Origin of the sequence: Rhodococcus sp. USK10, from assembly GCF_019378875.1 — a bacterium.
GTDB lineage: Bacteria > Actinomycetota > Actinomycetes > Mycobacteriales > Mycobacteriaceae > Rhodococcus_F > Rhodococcus_F pseudokoreensis.
Map to the genome: position 1 here is coordinate 7,311,692 of NZ_CP076048.1, position 16,601 is coordinate 7,328,292.

The window sequence follows — 16,601 nt, forward strand, 5'->3', positions numbered from 1 at the left end:
GATCACGCGCCGTGCCCGGCCGGGACCTCCTCGCCGGGCCTCGGCGGAGGCGGCGGCGTGCCGTCCCCGAACGGCCTGCCGCCCAGCCCTTCACGGCCGTGCGGCGTGAGCCAGCCGGACAGGTCGGGGCCCTTCGGCACGATCTGCGTGGGATTGATGTCGGTGTGCACGATGTAGTAGTGCTGCTTGATCTGGGTGAAGTCGATGGTGTCGCCGAATCCCGGCGTCTGGAAGAGGTCGCGCGCGTAGCTCCACAGGATGGGCATCTCGTCGAGTTTGTTCCGGTTGCACTTGAAGTGGCCGTGATAGACGGCGTCGAACCGTGCCAGGGTGGTGAACAGCCGCACGTCGGCCTCGGTAATGGTGTCCCCGACGAGGTATCGGCGGTCGGCCAGCCGCTCCTCGAGCCAGTCGAGACGGGCGAACAGACGGTCGTAGGCGGACTCGTACGCCTCCTGGGACCCGGCGAAACCGCACCGGTACACACCGTTGTTCACGTCGCGGAACACGAGATCGGCCACCTCGTCGATCTCGTCGCGCAGCGGTTCGGGATAGAGGTCGGGCGCGCCGTCGCGGTGGTACCGCGTCCATTCCGAGGACAAGTCCAGGGTGATCCGGGGGTAGTCGTTGGTGACCACCTGCCCGGTGGGGACGTCGACGATCGCAGGCACGGTGATGCCCCGCGAGTAGTCGGGGAAGCGCGCGAAATACGCGTCCTGCAGGCGCGGGATCTTCAGCACCGGGTCGAGCCCGCCCGGGTCGAGATCGAAGGTCCAGCTGCGCTTGTCGTGGGTGGGACCGCACAGCCCCATCGACAACACGTCCTCGAGCCCGAGCAGTCGCCGGACGATGATCGCGCGGTTGGCCCACGGGCAGGCGCGGGCGGCCACCAGACGGTAGCGGCCGGGTTCGACGGGATAGCCGTCGCGGCCGTCGGCCGTGATGCGGGTGGGGATGTAGTGGGTGTCGCGTGTGAACTCGGCGCCGGATTCGACGTAGGCGCCTTCCGTGCTCTGTGGTTCTGCCGTTCGGTCTGTCATGGTCGACTCGTTCCCCGTCTTTCGCTGTCGTCTCAGAGCGTACGTCGCGAGATCGTGACCTCGGTGTACGTTCCCAGTTCCCGGTACCCGGCGCGGGCGGCGAGCGCGCGCGAGGCCGGATTGTCGCGCGGCGAACGGCATTGGGCGATCAGGCCGGCGTCGAGTGCGTCGTCGGTGGCGATCCCGGCGACCGTCGCGCCCAGTCCCCGGCGCCGGAACTCCGGTGCGGTAAGCGCCCCGACGTCGGCGAGGAATCCCTGGAACTCGGTGTAACCGGCGCACCCGGCCGGTTGCTGCGCGTCGTCGAGAATCGTGAACCACCGTTCGCGCTCTGCCACCCGGGCCTCGGCGACGTCGTCCGGGGGACAGGCCGCCTCGACTTGCCGGACGTGGTCGCGTTCGTGGGAGACGAGGGGTGGCGGTCCGGTGACCGGATCCTGGTAGTCGGTGCCGTACGCGAGCACCACCGGGCCGGCGCACCGTCCGGACCGGTCCTGGGTGAGGGCGAGCAGCGTCGCGGATTCGGTCAGTTCCTCCGCGGTGTGCCCGTCGGCGCGTTCGATTGCCCATCGCGGGCCGACGAGCGCGGACGTCTCGCCGAGGCGCAGGAATCGGACCGTGTCGGTGTCGTCGTCCACCCGGACGGTGCGGTCGTCGGCGTCCGGGTGGGTGGCCAGTGCGTCGTCGGGCAATCCCAGTTCGCGTGACCAGGCGAGTCGAATGATGTCGAGGTGATGGGAGTCCACGGAGCCCACGGTAGCCGCTTGTTCGCGCCGACCCCGGGCGGTATATTCCACGTGGAGTATTCGACTTGGAATAGTGGAAAGGTGGTGACCGTGGCACTCACGCCGCTCGGCGTCACCATCCTCGGCCTGCTGTGTGAGCGCACGATGCACCCGTACGAGATGTACCAACTCGCCGACGCCCGCCGTGGACGCGTGGTGAAGATCCGGCCGGGGTCGCTGTACCACACCGTGAGCAGGCTCGAAGGTGAAGGACTGGTGCGCACCACCGGCACCGACCGGGCGGGAAACCGGCCCGAACGCACCATGTACGAGGTCACCGACGCAGGCCGGGAAGCGCTCGTCCGCCGGGTGAGCGACATGCTCGCCACCCCCGTGCCCGAGTACCCGCAGTTCCCGCTCGCACTGGCCGAGGCGCACAACGTCGACGCACCCACGGTGGTGGAACTGCTCCGGGAACGGCTCGATCACCTCACTCGGGAGATCGACGAACTCGACACCGCCGGCGCGCTCGCCTGCTCCACCGAGATCCCCAGGATCTTCCTCCTCGGCAACGAATACCTCGTCACCGTCGCCCGCGCGGAGCACGAATGGCTCAGCGCCCTGGTGGCCGACATCGACTCCGGCGCCCTGCCGTGGCTCTCGCCGGAACTCGTCGAACGACTGACACACTCACGCCGGATCCCGTCCGGTTCAGCAAAGGATTGATGATGGACACCGAGCGCACCGCACCACCCGAGCACCGAAATCCCTGGCCCGCGTTGTGGGCCCTCGTCATCGGCTTCTTCATGATCCTCGTCGACAGCACCATCGTGGCGGTGGCCAACCCGGCGATCATGAACGACCTGCACACCGACATCAACAAGGTCGTCTGGGTCACCAGCGCGTACCTGCTGGCGTACGCGGTGCCGCTGCTGGTCACCGGCCGCCTCGGTGACCGCTTCGGCCCCAAGAACATCTATCTGATCGGGCTCGTCCTCTTCACCGGGGCGTCGCTGTGGTGCGGACTGTCCGGCACCATCACCATGCTCATCGTCGCGCGGGTGTTCCAGGGACTCGGCGCCGCACTGATGACGCCGCAGACGATGGCCGTCATCACCCGGACGTTCCCGCCGGACCGCCGCGGCGCCGCGATGGGTCTGTGGGGCGCCGTCGCGGGTGTCGCCACCCTGGTGGGACCACTCGCCGGCGGTGTGCTCGTCGACAACCTCGGCTGGGAGTGGATCTTCATCGTCAACGTCCCCGTCGGCGTGATCGCGTTCGTACTCGCCTGGCGGCTCGTCCCCGCGCTGGAGACCCACTCGCACAAGTTCGACATCCCCGGGGTCGTGCTCAGCGCGCTCGGCATGTTCTTCCTCGTGTTCGGAATCCAGGAGGGCAGTTCCTACGACTGGTCGGCGACGGTGCTCGCGTCGATCGCCGCCGGCCTCGTCCTGCTCGGCGTCTTCGTCTGGTACCAGTCCTGGAACAAGAACGAGCCGCTGCTGCCGCTGGGCCTGTTCACGGACCGCAACTTCTCGCTCGCCAACGTGGCGATCACCTCGATGGGATTCGCGATCACCGCGATGGTCCTGCCGCTCATGTTCTACACGCAGGCGGTACGCGGGCTATCGCCCACCCGGTCGGCCCTGCTGCTCGTGCCCATGGCCGTCCTCACCGGGGTGTTCGCCCCGTTCATCGGCAAACTCGTCGACCGCACCCACCCGCGGTACATCGCGGGCACCGGGTTCCTGCTGTTCTCGATCGCGCTCGGCTGGCTGTCCATGGTGATGTCGCCCGACGTGGCGATCTGGGAACTGCTGCTGCCGATCGGGCTGATCGGTCTCGCCAACGCGTGCATCTGGTCGCCGCTCGCGGCCACCGCCACCCACAACCTGCCGCCCCATCAGGCGGGCGCCGGGGCAGGCGTCTACAACACGACCCGTCAGGTCGGCGCCGTCCTCGGCAGCGCCGCGATCGGTGCGCTCATCACGGCCCGCCTGTCCGCGCAGGGGCTGAACGCCGACAGTCAGGAGGCCGGCGTCGGCGAGATGCCCGAGTTCGTGAAGGAACCGTTCGCCACGGCGATGTCGCAGTCGATCTGGCTGCCCGCCGCGATCCTGCTGATCGGTTTCGTCGCCTCCGTCTGCTTCGCGCGACCGTCGCGCGAGAAGCCAGGGGTCAGTGCGGACGACGCAACCAGTCGGGAAACATCACTGCGGGGTTGAGGTAGTCGTCGGGGTCGAACGCCCGCTTGATCGTCCACATCGCGGCGATGTCCGCGCGGCTGAGCGTGAGGTCCAGATAGTTGCGTTTGTGGGCGCCGACGCCGTGTTCGGAGGCGATGTTGCCGCCGTGGTCGCGGATCAGTTCCGTCACCGCCCGGTACAGCACGGACTCGTCGGGGCAGCGCAGCACGTTGAGGTGGACGTTGCCGTCGGCGACGTGCCCGAACAGTATCGGGACCGCGTCGGGTGCCCGACTTGCCACCAGTGCGACGGCGTCGGCGACGAACGCGGCGAGCGCTTCCAGCGGGAGGGCGGCGTCGAATTTCAGCGGTGGGCCGAACAGCCCGACCACGTCCGCGAACGCGTCGCGCGCCGCCCACACCCGGGCGCGGCCCGCGGGATCGATCCCGACGGCGGGTTCGTCGTCGGGATCGCACCGCTCCAGCGCGTCGGCGAGTACGCGGGTGAGGTCGCGGTGGCCGGCCAGTTCCACCAGGAGATACCACGGCAGTCCCATGGGAACCGCGAAACCCAGCCGCGACGAGGCCAGGTCGAGCCCGCGGCCGTCGAGCATCTCCACGGCGTCGACGCCCTCGAGCCGCCGGACGACGTGCGCCGCGTCGATCAGCCCGGACAGGTGCGCGAACCCGGCGAGGGCGGTCACACGGAAGTCCGGCACCGGGTGGAGCGTCAGATCGACGGCCGTGACCACGCCGAGCGTGCCCTCGCTGCCCACCCACAGTGCGGGCAGGTCGTATCCGCAGTTCTCGGCGCCCACCCGCATGCTGCGCCGCACGATCGCCCCGTCGGGGAGCACCACTTCCAGGCCCAGCACCTGCGCGGACATGTGCCCGTACCGCACGGTGTGCAGCCCACCGGCGTTGGTCGACACCATGCCGCCGATCGTCGCGGAATCGCGGGACGCGAGGTCGACGCCGAACAGCAGTCCGGCGTCGGACGCGGCGCGGCGCACCGCGGCGAGGGTGACCCCGGCGCCGACGGTGACGCGCAGATTCTCGCGGTCGACGGCGCCGGCCGCGGTCAGCCGTTCCGTCGACAGCAGCACGTCGTCGTGCTCGGGAACCGTGCCCGCCTCGAGCCCGGTGCGGCCGCCCTGCACGGTGACCTTCATACCGGTGCGGCGGCAGATGCCCAGCACGGCCGAGACTTCCGCGGCGTCCGCGGGCCGGACCAGTGCGCTCGCCCGCCCGCGGTAGCGTCCCGTGTGGTCGGTCGCGCGGGCGGCGAGCACGTCCGCGTCCACGGTCACGAACCGTTCCCCGACGACCTCGGCCAGCGCCGCACGCAGCGAGTCCACATCCCGATCGTAGGCGGAACCCGTGTGGCAGTCTGGCCGCATGACTGAGCCTGCCGCCGCGCATCCCACCCGACTCGAGCGTGTCCGCACCGACGCCGGCGCCGAGATCGCGATCCTGACGTTCGCCCACGGCCCACTGAACCTCTTCGACCAGGCGATGTTCGACGCGGTGCAGGCCGACGTCGCGGCGCTCGCCGACGATCCGCCGCGGGCGGTGCTGCTGCGCGCCGAGGGCAAGGTGGTGTCGGCGGGGGTGGACGTCCACCTGTTCGACGGGATCACCGCCGAGCAGGGCGCGGATCTGTGGCAGGAGTTGTTCGCCGAGATCTGCCATCCGCTGGAGGCGCTGACGTGCCCCGTCGTGTACGCGGCGCACGGACTCACGCTGACCGCCGCCTTCGAGATCGCACTCGCCTGCGACATCATCCTCGCCGCGCCGAAGGCGAAGTTCGGACTGGTCGAGACGGTCGTGGGGCTGACCCCGTCGATGGGCGGTCCGCAGCGGCTGGCCGAGCGGGCGGGATCCGGCCGCGCCCGGGAACTGGTGATGACCGGCGATCTGTACGACGCCGCGACGCTGCACGCCTGGGGTGTGGTCAACGCCGTCCACGAGGACGTCGACACCGAGGCCCGCGCGCTCACCGCACGCCTGGCGGACGGGCCGACGCGCGCACACGACGCCACGAAGCAGATCATCTCCGCGTGGCGGTCGGGTGGCGTCGCGCACGCCGACTCGATCACCCCCGACGTGTCGGGTGCGCTGTTCGAGACCGAGGACCTCCGGGGTGCGGTCCGCAGCTTCCTCGACGTGGGACCGGGCAAGGCGACGTACCGCGGGCGGTAGGCGTCGGTGATCCGCTCCCCGCTACTGTGACGGGCGTCATATAGTCGTGGCAAACGTCCCGGTCGCGCAGCAGTGTCGTCAGCGGAGGTGCAGATGTCGTCGTCCCTCGTCGAGTACCCGAGTAGTGGTCCGTTCTTCCACGACGATCGCGTGGTCCGCGGTCGTGACGGCTTGCTCCGGTACGGCGGCCTCAACCCGTCGCTCACCGAACTGCTCGACATCTCCGTGCACCGCTACGCGGGCCGGGTCGCCGTCGAGGAGGACGGCGGCCGGTCGCTCACGTTCTCGCAACTGTGGACGTCCGCGGCCCGGGTGGCGGGCGGGCTGAAGTCGAAGGGCGTCGAGATCGGCGACCGTGTCGCGGTCCGCCAGCCCGTGGGCGTCCGCTGGGTGGAGGCGTTCCTCGGGGTGCTGCTCGCCGGTGGCGTGCCCGTCGGGGTGAGCCCGGCGCTCGACGACGCGCGGACCGGTCAGGTGCTCGCCGACAGCCAGTCGGTGCTGACCCTCGACGGCGAACTGCCGGAAGGTATCTCGTTCATCGACGACGGCGCCAGCCCGGACGAGCTGGTGCTGCTGTCGTACACTCCCGGCCCGTCGGAGTCCCCGAAAGGTGTGGAGCTGAGCAACGAGAACGTGCTCTCGACCATCGAATCCGTGCTCCACGCGCGCGGGTTCAGCTCCGAGGGGCTGCGGAATCTCCTCGTCGAACCCGAACTGCACACCGTCGGATCCCTCGTCGAACTGTTGTCGACGCTGGTCGTGGGCGGGACGGTCCTGCTGACGGGGAGCACCGACGCGGCGTCGTGGCGCGGCACCGGAGCCGACGTGCTCACCGCGGCCCCCGCCGTTCTCCTGCGGGCCGTGGAGAGTTCGCGGGTGACGAGTTTCGGCCGGCGCGCAGTGCGCTGGATCGACTACAGCGGCTCGGGTCTGTCCCTCGACCAGTCGCAACTCCTCCGGCAAACGTTCCCCGAGGCCCGGCACTTCCTCGGGTGGGGCATGACCGAGACGTGCGGCGCCGGGCTGGCGTTGCCCGACGAGTGCGCTCTGACACACGCCGGCAGTGTCGGCGTCGCGTTCGGCGGCATGGAGGTGGCGCTCCTCGGGCCCGACGCCGGCCGCGGCATCGGCGAATTGCTCTGTCGCGGGCCGGGAGTCAGTCGCGGCTACTGGAACCGGCCCGAGGTCACCGCCAAGACGTTCACCGGTGGCTGGTTTCACACCGGCGACACCGCGAATATCGACGGCGACGGCTTCGTCCGTATCGTCGACCGCGACACCGCTGCCTAGGTGGTGCGAAAGGCAGGTATCCACCCGTGAGCTCTCCCGTCGCCGAGCTGCACATGCACATCGAGGGTTCCCTCGAACCCGAGCTGATCTTCACGCTGGCCGAACGGAATTCCGTGCAGCTGCCGTACGCGGACCTCGACGATCTCCGCTCGCGGTACCAGTTCACCGACCTGCAGTCGTTCCTCGACCTGTACTTCGCCAACATGCAGGTGCTGCGGACGGCCCAGGACTTCGCGGACCTCACCCGCGCCTACTTCGCGCGGGCGTCCGCGGGTGGCGTCGCGCACGTGGAGTTCTTCTTCAACCCGCAGGCCCACGTCAATCGTGGTGTCCCGCTGCACGACGTGCTCGACGGGATCATGGACGCGGTGAGCACCAGCGAGCGGGAGTTCGGTCTCAGCAGTGCCGCCATCGCCGCGATCCTGCGCGACCGTCCCGTGCACGAGGCGGAGGAGGTGTTCTCCGAGATCATCCGGTTGCAGACGCCGATCGTCGGGCTCGGACTGGACTCGGCCGAGGTGGGCAACCCGCCGTCGCTGTTCGAGGACGTGTTCGCCCGCGCCCGGTCGGAGGGGCTGCACGTGGTCGCCCACGCGGGCGAAGAGGGGCCGCCGGAGTACATCTGGCAGGCACTCGATCTGCTCGGCGCCGAGCGCATCGACCACGGGGTGCGGGCGCTCGAGGACCCGGCACTCGTGGCGCGTCTGGTGGACGAGGAGGTGCCGCTGACCGTGTGCCCGTTGTCGAACGTGCGGCTGTGCGTCGTCGACTCGCTGTCCGAGCACCCACTGCGGACCATGCTCGAGGCCGGTCTGCTCGTCACCGTCAATTCCGACGACCCCGCCTACTTCGGCGGATACGTCGACGACAACTTCGCGCAACTGCGGGACCAACTCGGCCTCACCGACGCCGAGCGGGAAACCTTGGCCCGCAACTCGATCAAGGCGTCGTTCGCGAGCGACGCGCGCAAGGCTCAACTGCTCCGCGGCTGATCACTCCGGTCGTCAGTCGGTCAGCCCCGTGTCGCCGAGACTCGCGACGACGGCCAGCACGTCGCGGTCGCGGCCGTACGGTCCGACCAGGCACAGGCCCACGGGAACCCCGTCGTCGGTGCGCAACGGTACGGTCGCGTTGGGCAGCCCCGAGATGCTCGCGAGGCACGTGAGCATGCCGGTGGCGCGCATCGTGTTCCGGAACCGCCCGCCGCTGGGGTCGCCCGTCCGCTCGGGGGCGACGGACGAGGTCGCGGGCAGCAGGAGCAGGCGGTCACCCACATACGCGGTGATCGTCTGCGACGCCTCGGCGAGCATGGTCAGTTTCCGCCCGTACGTCGTCTCCCAGATGCGGCTGGCGTCGGCGAAATTGCGGCCGGGTTCGTCGCCGAGCGACGACATCGCCTGGCTCACCCACTCGCCGTGCAGCCGCCACGCCTCGTAGCCCTGCACGTCGACGACGGCGTCGTACCAGTCGGGCAGCCGGCCGATGTCCGTGTCGGTCCACGTCAGCCGCGGAAGGGAACTCTTCTCCCACGCGGTGAGGGCGCGCCGCACCGCGTCGAGCGCCCCGGCCTCGGCGACGGCGTTGATGCCGTCCGAGGTGAGGGCGCCGCGGAACGGGGTCTCCGCGGTGAGGGGGAGCAGGGCACCGGACACCGCGACGAGCGTGTCGACGTCGCTGCACACCCACGCCGGGGTGTCGAACGTGGGGGACAGCGGGAACAGTCCGTCGGTGGAGACGGCGCCCCGGGACGGCGCGAAGCCGTACAGGCCCTGATACGACGCCGGGATGCGGACGGAACCGGTGGTGTCGACGCCCAGCCCGATGTCGGCGGCGCCCTGCGCGACCGCACTGGCCGCGCCCGACGTCGCGCCGCCGGGCAGGCAGTCCTCGGCGCGGGGGTTGGGCGGCGTCCCGAACTGCTGGTTGACGCCGGAATGTCCGTAACCGAGTTCGTCGGTCTGCGCCAGGCCGACGACGCGGGCGCCCTGCCCGAGCAGGCGCGCCACCACCGCGGCGGTACCGGTTTCGGCGGGCGCCTCGGCGAGTCTTCGCCCGCTGCCCGCGCCGATCTGCTGTCCCGCAACGGCATACAGGTCGGTCACGGCCAGTCGCATGCCGGCGAGGGGACCGTCGCCGGTCGGCGCGACCAGCGGATCGCCCTGCACACGCCACGTCGCCTTGTCGACGGGTGCGAACTCGGACACCGCTCCGCCACTCGGACCCGACAGGCCGTCGGGCAGCGGCGGAACCTCCGGATCGTGCAGGCGTTCCCCGCATGCACCGAGCATCGCGGCACCGAACACCGCCGCCCCGGAGGCACCCGCGACGCGAAGGAAGTTGCGACGGTCGAAAGATCGACTGGGGGCCACCTATCCCACGTTAGCGACCGAGGACCGTCCGGAGGTACGCGTTGCCGAACATTCGCTCGGGATCGTACTTGTCGCGCACGGCGAGGAACTCGTCGAAGTTCGGGTACGCGGGCCGCAGGTCCTCGGCGGTGCGGCCGTGCATCTTGCCCCAGTGCGGCCGCCCGTCCACCTCCCGGGCGATGGCCTCGACGGCGGAGAAGTACGGTTCGTGATCGCGGCGGTGATACTGGTGGACCGCGATGTAGGCCGTGTCCCGCCCGTTCGCCGTCGACAGCCACACGTCGTCGCCCGCGGCGAAGCGGACCTCGACGGGGAACGCGACCGTGAAATCGGACTTCTCCACCCACGAGTCGATCGCCGCGAGGGTGTCGGGAAGTGCCTCGGTGGGTACCGCGTACTCCATCTCGCGGAACTTGACCCGGCGCTCCGATGCGAAGACTCGGTAGCTGCGGTCCGTGAACTCGCGCGCGCTCAGCATGCGGGACGAGATCCGGTTGATCTTCGGGATCGTCGACGGCGCAAGGCCCGCCACCCTGTTGATGCCCTCGAACAGGATGTTGGAGAGCAGTTCGTCGTCGACGTACGCGCGGACCGGGTGGAGGGGGGACGTCGGCGTGTCGCCGGGCAACCGGGTGTTGCGCTTCGTCAGGACGCGGCGGGTGTGCGGGAACCAGTAGAACTCGAAGTGGTCGACCGTGGCGCGGTCGTGGTCGAGACGGTCGAGGGTGGCATCGAGCGACTCCGGCTTCTCGACGGCGTGCATCACGTAGTTCGGTACGCACTGGATGGTGACCTTCGAGATGATGCCGACCGCGCCGAGGCCCAGGCGTGCCGCCTCGAACAGTCCGGGGTTCTCGGTGGGGGAGCAGTCGGCCACCGAGCCGTCCGCCAGCACCACCTGCAGGGCGCGGACCTGGGTGGCGAGACCTCCGAAACGCGCTCCGGTGCCGTGTGTTCCGGTGGACAGCGCACCCGCCACGGACTGCACGTCGATGTCGCCCAGGTTGATCATGGCCAGGCCGCGGTGCCAGAGTTGCTCGCTCAGATCACGTAGTCGCGTGCCGGCGAGGACGGTGACGAGGGCGCCCGCCGGTTCGTCGAGGGTGACGGATTCGATGCCGGTGAGGGCGTCGAGGCTGACGAGGATCCCGTCGGTGACGGCGACCCCGGTGAAGGAGTGGCCCGACCCCACGGCCTTGACCCGCTGTCCCTGCCGCGCGGCACCGACGACGAGCGCGCAGAGGTCCTCGACCGAGCGTGGGGTCGCGTAGCGCAGCGGGTTCGCCGTCTCGGTGCCCGCCCAGTTGCGCCATGTGTCCTGTGCCATTCGCCCATCATGAACCTGGACGCTCGTCCAGGCAAATGCCGGGTTGGTCGGGCGTCCGTGTTGGTCGCGGGGGAGGCTCTCGCAGGTTCTACGATCAGAGGATGCTGAACAGGCTTCCTGCGGACGAACGTCGTGCCCAACTCGTCGAGTCGGCGCTGGCCATCGCGGAGCAGCGCGGCGTCGCGTCGGTCACGGTGCGCGCCGTGGCGGAGGAGGCTGGTGTCTCGCTCGGTGTGGTGCACTACTGCTTCGAGAGCAAGGAGGAACTCCTCGCCGCGATGGGTGAGAGTCTCGTTCTGCAGCTCAGCGCATCGATGCGGCTGGCGTTCGGTCAGGTGCGGCACGCGCCGGACCTGCGCGGGATCGACGGTCTGCGCGAACTGCTCCACATCGGGATCAGCGGGATGTGGCCGATCATCGAGGCCACCCCCGACCGCCAGTTGCTCACGTACGAGATCACCGCGCAGGCGTTACGGCACCGGGCGTCCGGGAGCGAGCGCGCAGGCGACATCGCCGGTCAGCAGTACCGGACGATGGACGAGGAGGCGATCGAGTTCCTCGCCGAGTGCGCCCGGATCGCCGGCGTCAGCTGGGGAACTCCGGTCGAGGCGATCGCGCGGTTCGGGCTGGCCATGCTGGACGGGCTCGTGCTGCGGTGGCTCGTCGACCGGGACAGCGAGGCGATGATCGCGGCGCTGGACGAGATGGTGCAGGTGATCACGGCGAAGGCGGTCGAGCAGGCCTGATCGGACCCGATCGATCTGGACAATCGTCCAACTCGATGGTTGACTGGCGTCGCAGATCGCTGCACGACGATTGGACGAACTGTGACGCCCACGCTCGACCGTCTCATCGCCTCGACCACCGAGATCGACCCGCCGTTGGCCGCGCTCGACCTGCCCACGCTGCGCGCCAACGCCGCCGACCTGGTGCGGCGCGCCGGCGGCACCCCGGTCCGCGTCGCCAGCAAATCCGTCCGCTGCCGTGCGGTACTCCAGGTCGCGCTCGGTGAGAATCTCACCGCGGCCGGTGGCTTCCGCGGAATCATGGCGTACTCCCTCCACGAGGCGATCTGGCTCGCCCGGCACGGCGCGCAGGACATCCTCATGGGCTACCCGACCGCCGACCGCGGGGCCCTCGCCGCACTGGCGGCCGAACCCGAACTGCTGAACCGGATCACGCTGATGGTCGACAGCGACGACCACCTCGACTTCGTGTCCGCCGCCGCCGGCACGACGTCCCTCCGGGCCCGGTTGTGCATCGACGTGGACGCGTCGCTGCGGCTCGGGCCCGTCCACATCGGGGTCCGCCGCTCCCCGCTCCGCGAACCGTCCGCCGTCGCCGCGTTCGCGAAACGTGCCGCCGCGCGCGGGTTCGCCGTCGTCGGAGTCATGTTCTACGAGGCGCAGATCGCGGGACTGCCCGACTCCAGTCCGCCGATCGTCTGGATGAAGCGGGCGTCCACCAGGGAACTCGCGACCCGTCGCGGCGCCGTGGTGAATGCCGTGCAGTCGGAGGTCGGGGCGCTCGAGATCGTCAACAGCGGGGGCACCGGCTCGCTCGAGGTGAGCTCCGCCGACCCGGTCGTGACGGAGGTGACGGCCGGGTCCGGCCTGTACGTGCCCACACTCTTCGATCGATACCGCTCGTTCCGCCCGCACCCGTCGCTGTACTTCGCCCTCTCGACGGTCCGGCGGCCGGCACCCGGAATCGCGACGCTGTTCGGCGGCGGCTACATCGCCTCCGGACCCGCCGGGCGCAGCCGCGTGCCCGCACCGATGTGGCCGACGGGCCTGAAGCTACTGCGCAACGAGGGCGTAGGCGAGGTGCAGACTCCCGTGACCGGAAGAGCGGCAGCCGATCTCGGCATCGGCGACCGCGTGTGGTTCCGGCACGCGAAGGCCGGCGAACTGTGCGAGCGGTTCACCGAGGTGCACCTCGTCGAGTCGGACGGATCCCGCACCGCGGTGCCCACCTACCGCGGCGAAGGTCAGTGCTTCGGCTGACCGGTGAGCCGCATGAAGGCCCCCAGTTCGGTGAGCCCTTCCGGGGTGCTCGGCATGTACTGGGTCAGCGATTCCGACCGGACGATGATCGCCGCCCACTTGCCGCGGGAGACCGCCACGTTCATCCGGTTCCGCGACAGCAGGAACGACATGCCGCGCGGCACGTCCTCGATCGCGGACGCGGTCATCGACACGATGGCGACGGCCGCCTCCCGCCCCTGGAACTTGTCGACAGTGCCCACCTCGACCTTGCCGAGGCCGACGGTGGCCAGATCGCGTTCGATCAACCCGACCTGCGCGTTGTACGGCGCCACCACCAGGATGTCGGACTCGTCGAGTGGGCGGGTGCCCTCGGATTCGCTGGGGTCGGTCCAGGCGGATCCGAGCAGCTTCGTGATCCGGTTGACCACTTCCCGCGATTCCTCGGGGGATTGGGTGGCATTGCCCTGGTGGTCGACGAAGACGGTGTGCACCCCGGGGGCCATGCCGTCGAGCCGCCGTGCGGCGCTGGCCGATTCCTGCGAACGCAGCTTACCGTCGTACGACAGCGTCGAGACGGGAGCACACAGCTGGGGGTGCATCCGCCACGTGCGTTCGAGGAAGTAGCCCCGGCTCGCGGGCAGCGCCCCGTGCCCCTCGGCGAGCCACCCGAGAGCCGACGCGTCCACCGGTTCCGGATGGGTACCCTGGCTGACCTGCGGGAGCTGCTGGGGATCGCCGAGCAGCAGGAGATTGCGGGCCGCACCGCCCACCGCGATCGTGTTGGCGAGAGCGAACTGCCCGGCCTCGTCGATGACCAGCAGGTCGAGGCTGCCGGGCGGAACGCGGTCGGTGTTGGCGAAGTCCCAGGCGGTCCCGCCGATCACGCAGCCCGTATCCTCCGCCTGGTCGATGAAGCCGGGGTAGTCGTTGGAACTGATGTCGGTCCACGTCGCGGCGCGATGCCGCCCGTCCTTCTTCGCGACGAGTTCGGCGGGGAGTCCGGCCTTCACGACGCCGCCGAGCATGTTCTCGATCACCGAATGCGACTGCGCGACCACGCCGATCCGCCAGTGGTGCTGTTCGACGAGTGTCTTGATCACCCGGGCCCCGGTGTACGTCTTGCCGGTGCCGGGCGGACCCTGCACCGCGACGTACGAGTCCTCGAGATCGAGCAGCGCCGCGGTGATCGCGCCCGCGTAGTCCGTGCCGTCGACGGGCGGAAGCGGATTCCCGCTCCGGGTGCGCGGATCGGACCGCCGCAGGATGTCCACGGACGCGCACAGCGGAAGCTCCGGCAGCGGTGAGCACATGCCGTCCGCGGCCACCGCGATCGCCGACTCGATGCGGTCGGTCGTGATCGGTGGCCCGGGGGTGATCGCCGTCGGAAGTTGCCCGTACTCCTCGCCGTTCAGGAGTTCTTCGACGATCACCACGTCGCGGCGGCGGCCGTCCTTCCCGACCTCGAGCACGTTGACGGTGCACGTTCCCCGCTGCTGCGGGTTGTCGCCGGCGACCGCCTCCGGCGCGGGAACGTCGTACAGCGCGTACATCGTGGTCTTGGGCCCCACCGTGCTCCCGGTCCCGAACCGGCCGGTGAGCTCGAGACGCCGGCGCAGCTTGCGCTGCCGGGGACTGCTCTTGTGCCAGCTTTCCTCGACGACCGCGGACGACACCACCAGGACGTCCCGGATGTCGGACAGTTCGTCGTGCGGCACGACCAGCCGATCGAAGTGCGCCCACCAGAACGGTTTCCGCTCGCGCCGGTGATAGCCGACCGCCGCCGCCATGAGTGCGGCGGCCTGCTGGTCGTGTTCCCGGTGCTCGCTCGGTCCGTGCCCGGCGAATTCGCGCAACGCCGCCTCCGCGGGCGTGCATTCCTCGGTCACCGGGGTGGGCCCGTCGCCCGGCGGCCGGAGGGCCACGTCGTGCGTCCGTGCCTGCCCGATCAGCCAGTCGCGCAGCCGCAACGTGGAATCGCAGTCGTACTGGTTGTAGTCGGCGATGCCCTGCAACAGCGCGCGGGCCTCCTCGTCGCGGCCGTTGTCGCGGTGATCGCAGTAGTCGGCGTACGCGACCACCGACGCGGCGGCGTTGGTGACGTCGCCGTCGCGCGGCTGCTCCGGCATGTACAGCGGTTCGAGTTTCTTGATGCTGTAGGACCGTTCACCGATCCGCAGGCAGCCGCGCACCACTGGGTACAGGTCGACCAGGACGTTGTCGCGCAGCAGGGTGTCGACGGTTTCCTCACCGACGCCGTGCCGCCCCGCCAGCCGCAGCAGCGCCGACTTCTCGTACGCGGCGTAGTGGTAGATGTGCATGTTCGGGTACTGCTGACGACGCGTTGTCACGTAGTCGAGGAAATCGACGAGCGCCTGCCGCTCCTCCACGCGGTCGTGTGCCCAGAACGGCCGGAACACGGCGGCCTCGGCGGGACCCTCGACCACGCCGAAGAGGTATTCGAGACCCCAGTCGGTGGAACCGTTCTCGGCCCACAGCGGGTCACCCTCGAAGTCGAAGAAGATGTCGCCGTCGTCCGGTTCCGGCAGCCCACCCAGGGCCTGCGGGGCGTACAGCTGGAACTCGGGGGTGCCCGAGGACTCCTGCCGCAACTGCAGAGCGGCCTGCGCACGCAGCGATTCGAGGGTGCGCTCGGGCAGCCCCTCGACACTGCCGGCATGCGCGGCGAGGGCGTCGAGAGTGCCGATCCCGGCCGCGATAAGCCGGCTCCGCTGCGTCGAGCGCATTCCGGCCACCAGCAGCAGGTCGCGGTGCTGCTCGACCTCCGGGGTGCACGTGTCGCAGCGACCGCACGCCGTGTAGCGGGGGTCGCCCCACTCCGCGACCGACTTCTCGTCGCGGTGCTCGTCGAGGATCCGTTCGAGCGAGGCGCGTCGGGCGGAGGAGACCGGGACGATGTCGCCGAGCGGGTGCGCCGAGTCGCTGTCGTCGCCGAGCAGCAGGTGGACGTCCGGGGACGTCGGAATTCCGTTGCCGGCGAGCGCTTCCGCGTAGGCGGCGAGCTGGAGGAGAGCCGACACCTTCGCGTGCCGCGACAGCTTGGTGTCGTAGACGGCGTACGTGTCGCCGTCGCGAACGAGGAAGTCGCAGAAGCCCAGGAAGCGGCCGTCGAAGAACGTGCCCTGGTACACGACGTCGGCGCCGCCGCGGATCGCCTCCACGGTGGCCAGGTTCGCGTCGAACAGACCCACGGTGGTGTACTCGGGCCGGTCCATCGTGACCACCCCGTCGCCGAATTCGGCGCGGAACTGTTCGAGCCGGCGATGCTCGTGCGCGTCGCCCAGGCTCGACGTGCGTCGCAACATCGGATCGTCGTCGACGGACGTGGCGGCGGCGCCGCCGCCGCGCCCGAGCGTGGCATCCAACCGGCGCAGCAACGCGAACTCGCAGGTGGCGGCCGCGGAGAGGTCGCTGGCGCTGTAGACGATGGTGTCGTCGAGGAGGAACACAGCTACGT

Annotated in this window: 13 protein-coding genes; 7 read left to right on the forward strand and 6 right to left on the reverse strand. The window is 70.0% G+C overall.

The window, feature by feature from the left end:
* Positions 1 to 2: 2 nt before the first annotated feature.
* Both I1A62_RS40415 and I1A62_RS40420 read right to left on the reverse strand, forming a co-directional pair.
* On the reverse strand, positions 3 to 1,040 hold the full coding sequence (locus I1A62_RS40415) for a glutathione S-transferase family protein (RefSeq protein ID WP_219457843.1): 1,038 nt from the start codon (positions 1,038 to 1,040) through the stop codon (positions 3 to 5).
* Positions 1,041 to 1,072: 32 nt separating this feature from the next.
* Positions 1,073 to 1,795 (reverse strand): GNAT family N-acetyltransferase, encoded by a 723-nt coding sequence (locus I1A62_RS40420; RefSeq protein ID WP_219457844.1) that lies wholly within the window; start codon positions 1,793 to 1,795, stop codon positions 1,073 to 1,075.
* Between the two features lie 72 nt (positions 1,796 to 1,867).
* Here I1A62_RS40420 and I1A62_RS40425 point away from each other — a divergent pair, with 72 nt between their 5' ends.
* Together I1A62_RS40425 and I1A62_RS40430 are read left to right on the forward strand one after the other, a co-directional pair.
* The gene (locus I1A62_RS40425; protein ID WP_225858113.1) at positions 1,868 to 2,491 is read left to right on the forward strand and encodes a PadR family transcriptional regulator; all 624 of its coding nucleotides are present in this window, start codon (positions 1,868 to 1,870) and stop codon (positions 2,489 to 2,491) included.
* Positions 2,492 to 2,493: 2 nt separating this feature from the next.
* The gene (locus I1A62_RS40430) at positions 2,494 to 3,990 is read left to right on the forward strand and encodes an MFS transporter (RefSeq protein ID WP_206011567.1); all 1,497 of its coding nucleotides are present in this window, start codon (positions 2,494 to 2,496) and stop codon (positions 3,988 to 3,990) included.
* Here I1A62_RS40430 and I1A62_RS40435 read toward each other — a convergent pair.
* On the reverse strand, positions 3,944 to 5,308 hold the full coding sequence (locus I1A62_RS40435) for an FAD-binding oxidoreductase (protein ID WP_219457845.1): 1,365 nt from the start codon (positions 5,306 to 5,308) through the stop codon (positions 3,944 to 3,946). The genes I1A62_RS40430 and I1A62_RS40435 overlap by 47 nt on opposite strands.
* A 40-nt stretch (positions 5,309 to 5,348) precedes the next feature.
* On the opposite strand from I1A62_RS40435, the gene I1A62_RS40440 reads away from it, so the two are divergent.
* From I1A62_RS40440 to I1A62_RS40450, 3 genes are all read left to right on the forward strand, one after another.
* The gene (locus I1A62_RS40440) at positions 5,349 to 6,152 is read left to right on the forward strand and encodes an enoyl-CoA hydratase/isomerase family protein (protein WP_124392254.1); all 804 of its coding nucleotides are present in this window, start codon (positions 5,349 to 5,351) and stop codon (positions 6,150 to 6,152) included.
* A gap of 93 nt (positions 6,153 to 6,245) precedes the next feature.
* Complete coding sequence (locus tag I1A62_RS40445) at positions 6,246 to 7,442, forward strand: class I adenylate-forming enzyme family protein (RefSeq protein WP_124392255.1); 1,197 nt, start codon at positions 6,246 to 6,248, stop codon at positions 7,440 to 7,442.
* A 26-nt stretch (positions 7,443 to 7,468) separates the two neighbouring features.
* On the forward strand, positions 7,469 to 8,434 hold the full coding sequence (locus I1A62_RS40450) for an adenosine deaminase (protein WP_219457846.1): 966 nt from the start codon (positions 7,469 to 7,471) through the stop codon (positions 8,432 to 8,434).
* A gap of 12 nt (positions 8,435 to 8,446) precedes the next feature.
* Here the strand turns inward: I1A62_RS40450 and I1A62_RS40455 are convergent, their stop codons facing one another.
* The gene (locus tag I1A62_RS40455) at positions 8,447 to 9,811 is read right to left on the reverse strand and encodes an amidase family protein (RefSeq protein ID WP_219457848.1); all 1,365 of its coding nucleotides are present in this window, start codon (positions 9,809 to 9,811) and stop codon (positions 8,447 to 8,449) included.
* Between the two features lie 10 nt (positions 9,812 to 9,821).
* Positions 9,822 to 11,138, reverse strand: coding sequence for a D-arabinono-1,4-lactone oxidase (locus I1A62_RS40460; protein ID WP_219457849.1), 1,317 nt, complete (start codon positions 11,136 to 11,138; stop codon positions 9,822 to 9,824).
* 101 nt (positions 11,139 to 11,239) lie between these two features.
* Here I1A62_RS40460 and I1A62_RS40465 point away from each other — a divergent pair, with 101 nt between their 5' ends.
* Entirely contained in the window at positions 11,240 to 11,884 is a 645-nt protein-coding gene (locus I1A62_RS40465) for a TetR/AcrR family transcriptional regulator (protein WP_219457851.1), read from the forward strand.
* Positions 11,885 to 11,965: 81 nt separating this feature from the next.
* Entirely contained in the window at positions 11,966 to 13,144 is a 1,179-nt protein-coding gene (locus I1A62_RS40470; RefSeq protein WP_219457852.1) for an amino acid deaminase/aldolase, read from the forward strand.
* Here the strand turns inward: I1A62_RS40470 and I1A62_RS40475 are convergent.
* On the reverse strand, positions 13,129 to 16,593 hold the full coding sequence (locus tag I1A62_RS40475; protein ID WP_219457854.1) for a bifunctional RecB family nuclease/DEAD/DEAH box helicase: 3,465 nt from the start codon (positions 16,591 to 16,593) through the stop codon (positions 13,129 to 13,131). The two genes, I1A62_RS40470 and I1A62_RS40475, sit on opposite strands and share 16 nt — an antisense overlap.
* Positions 16,594 to 16,601: the final 8 nt, after the last annotated feature.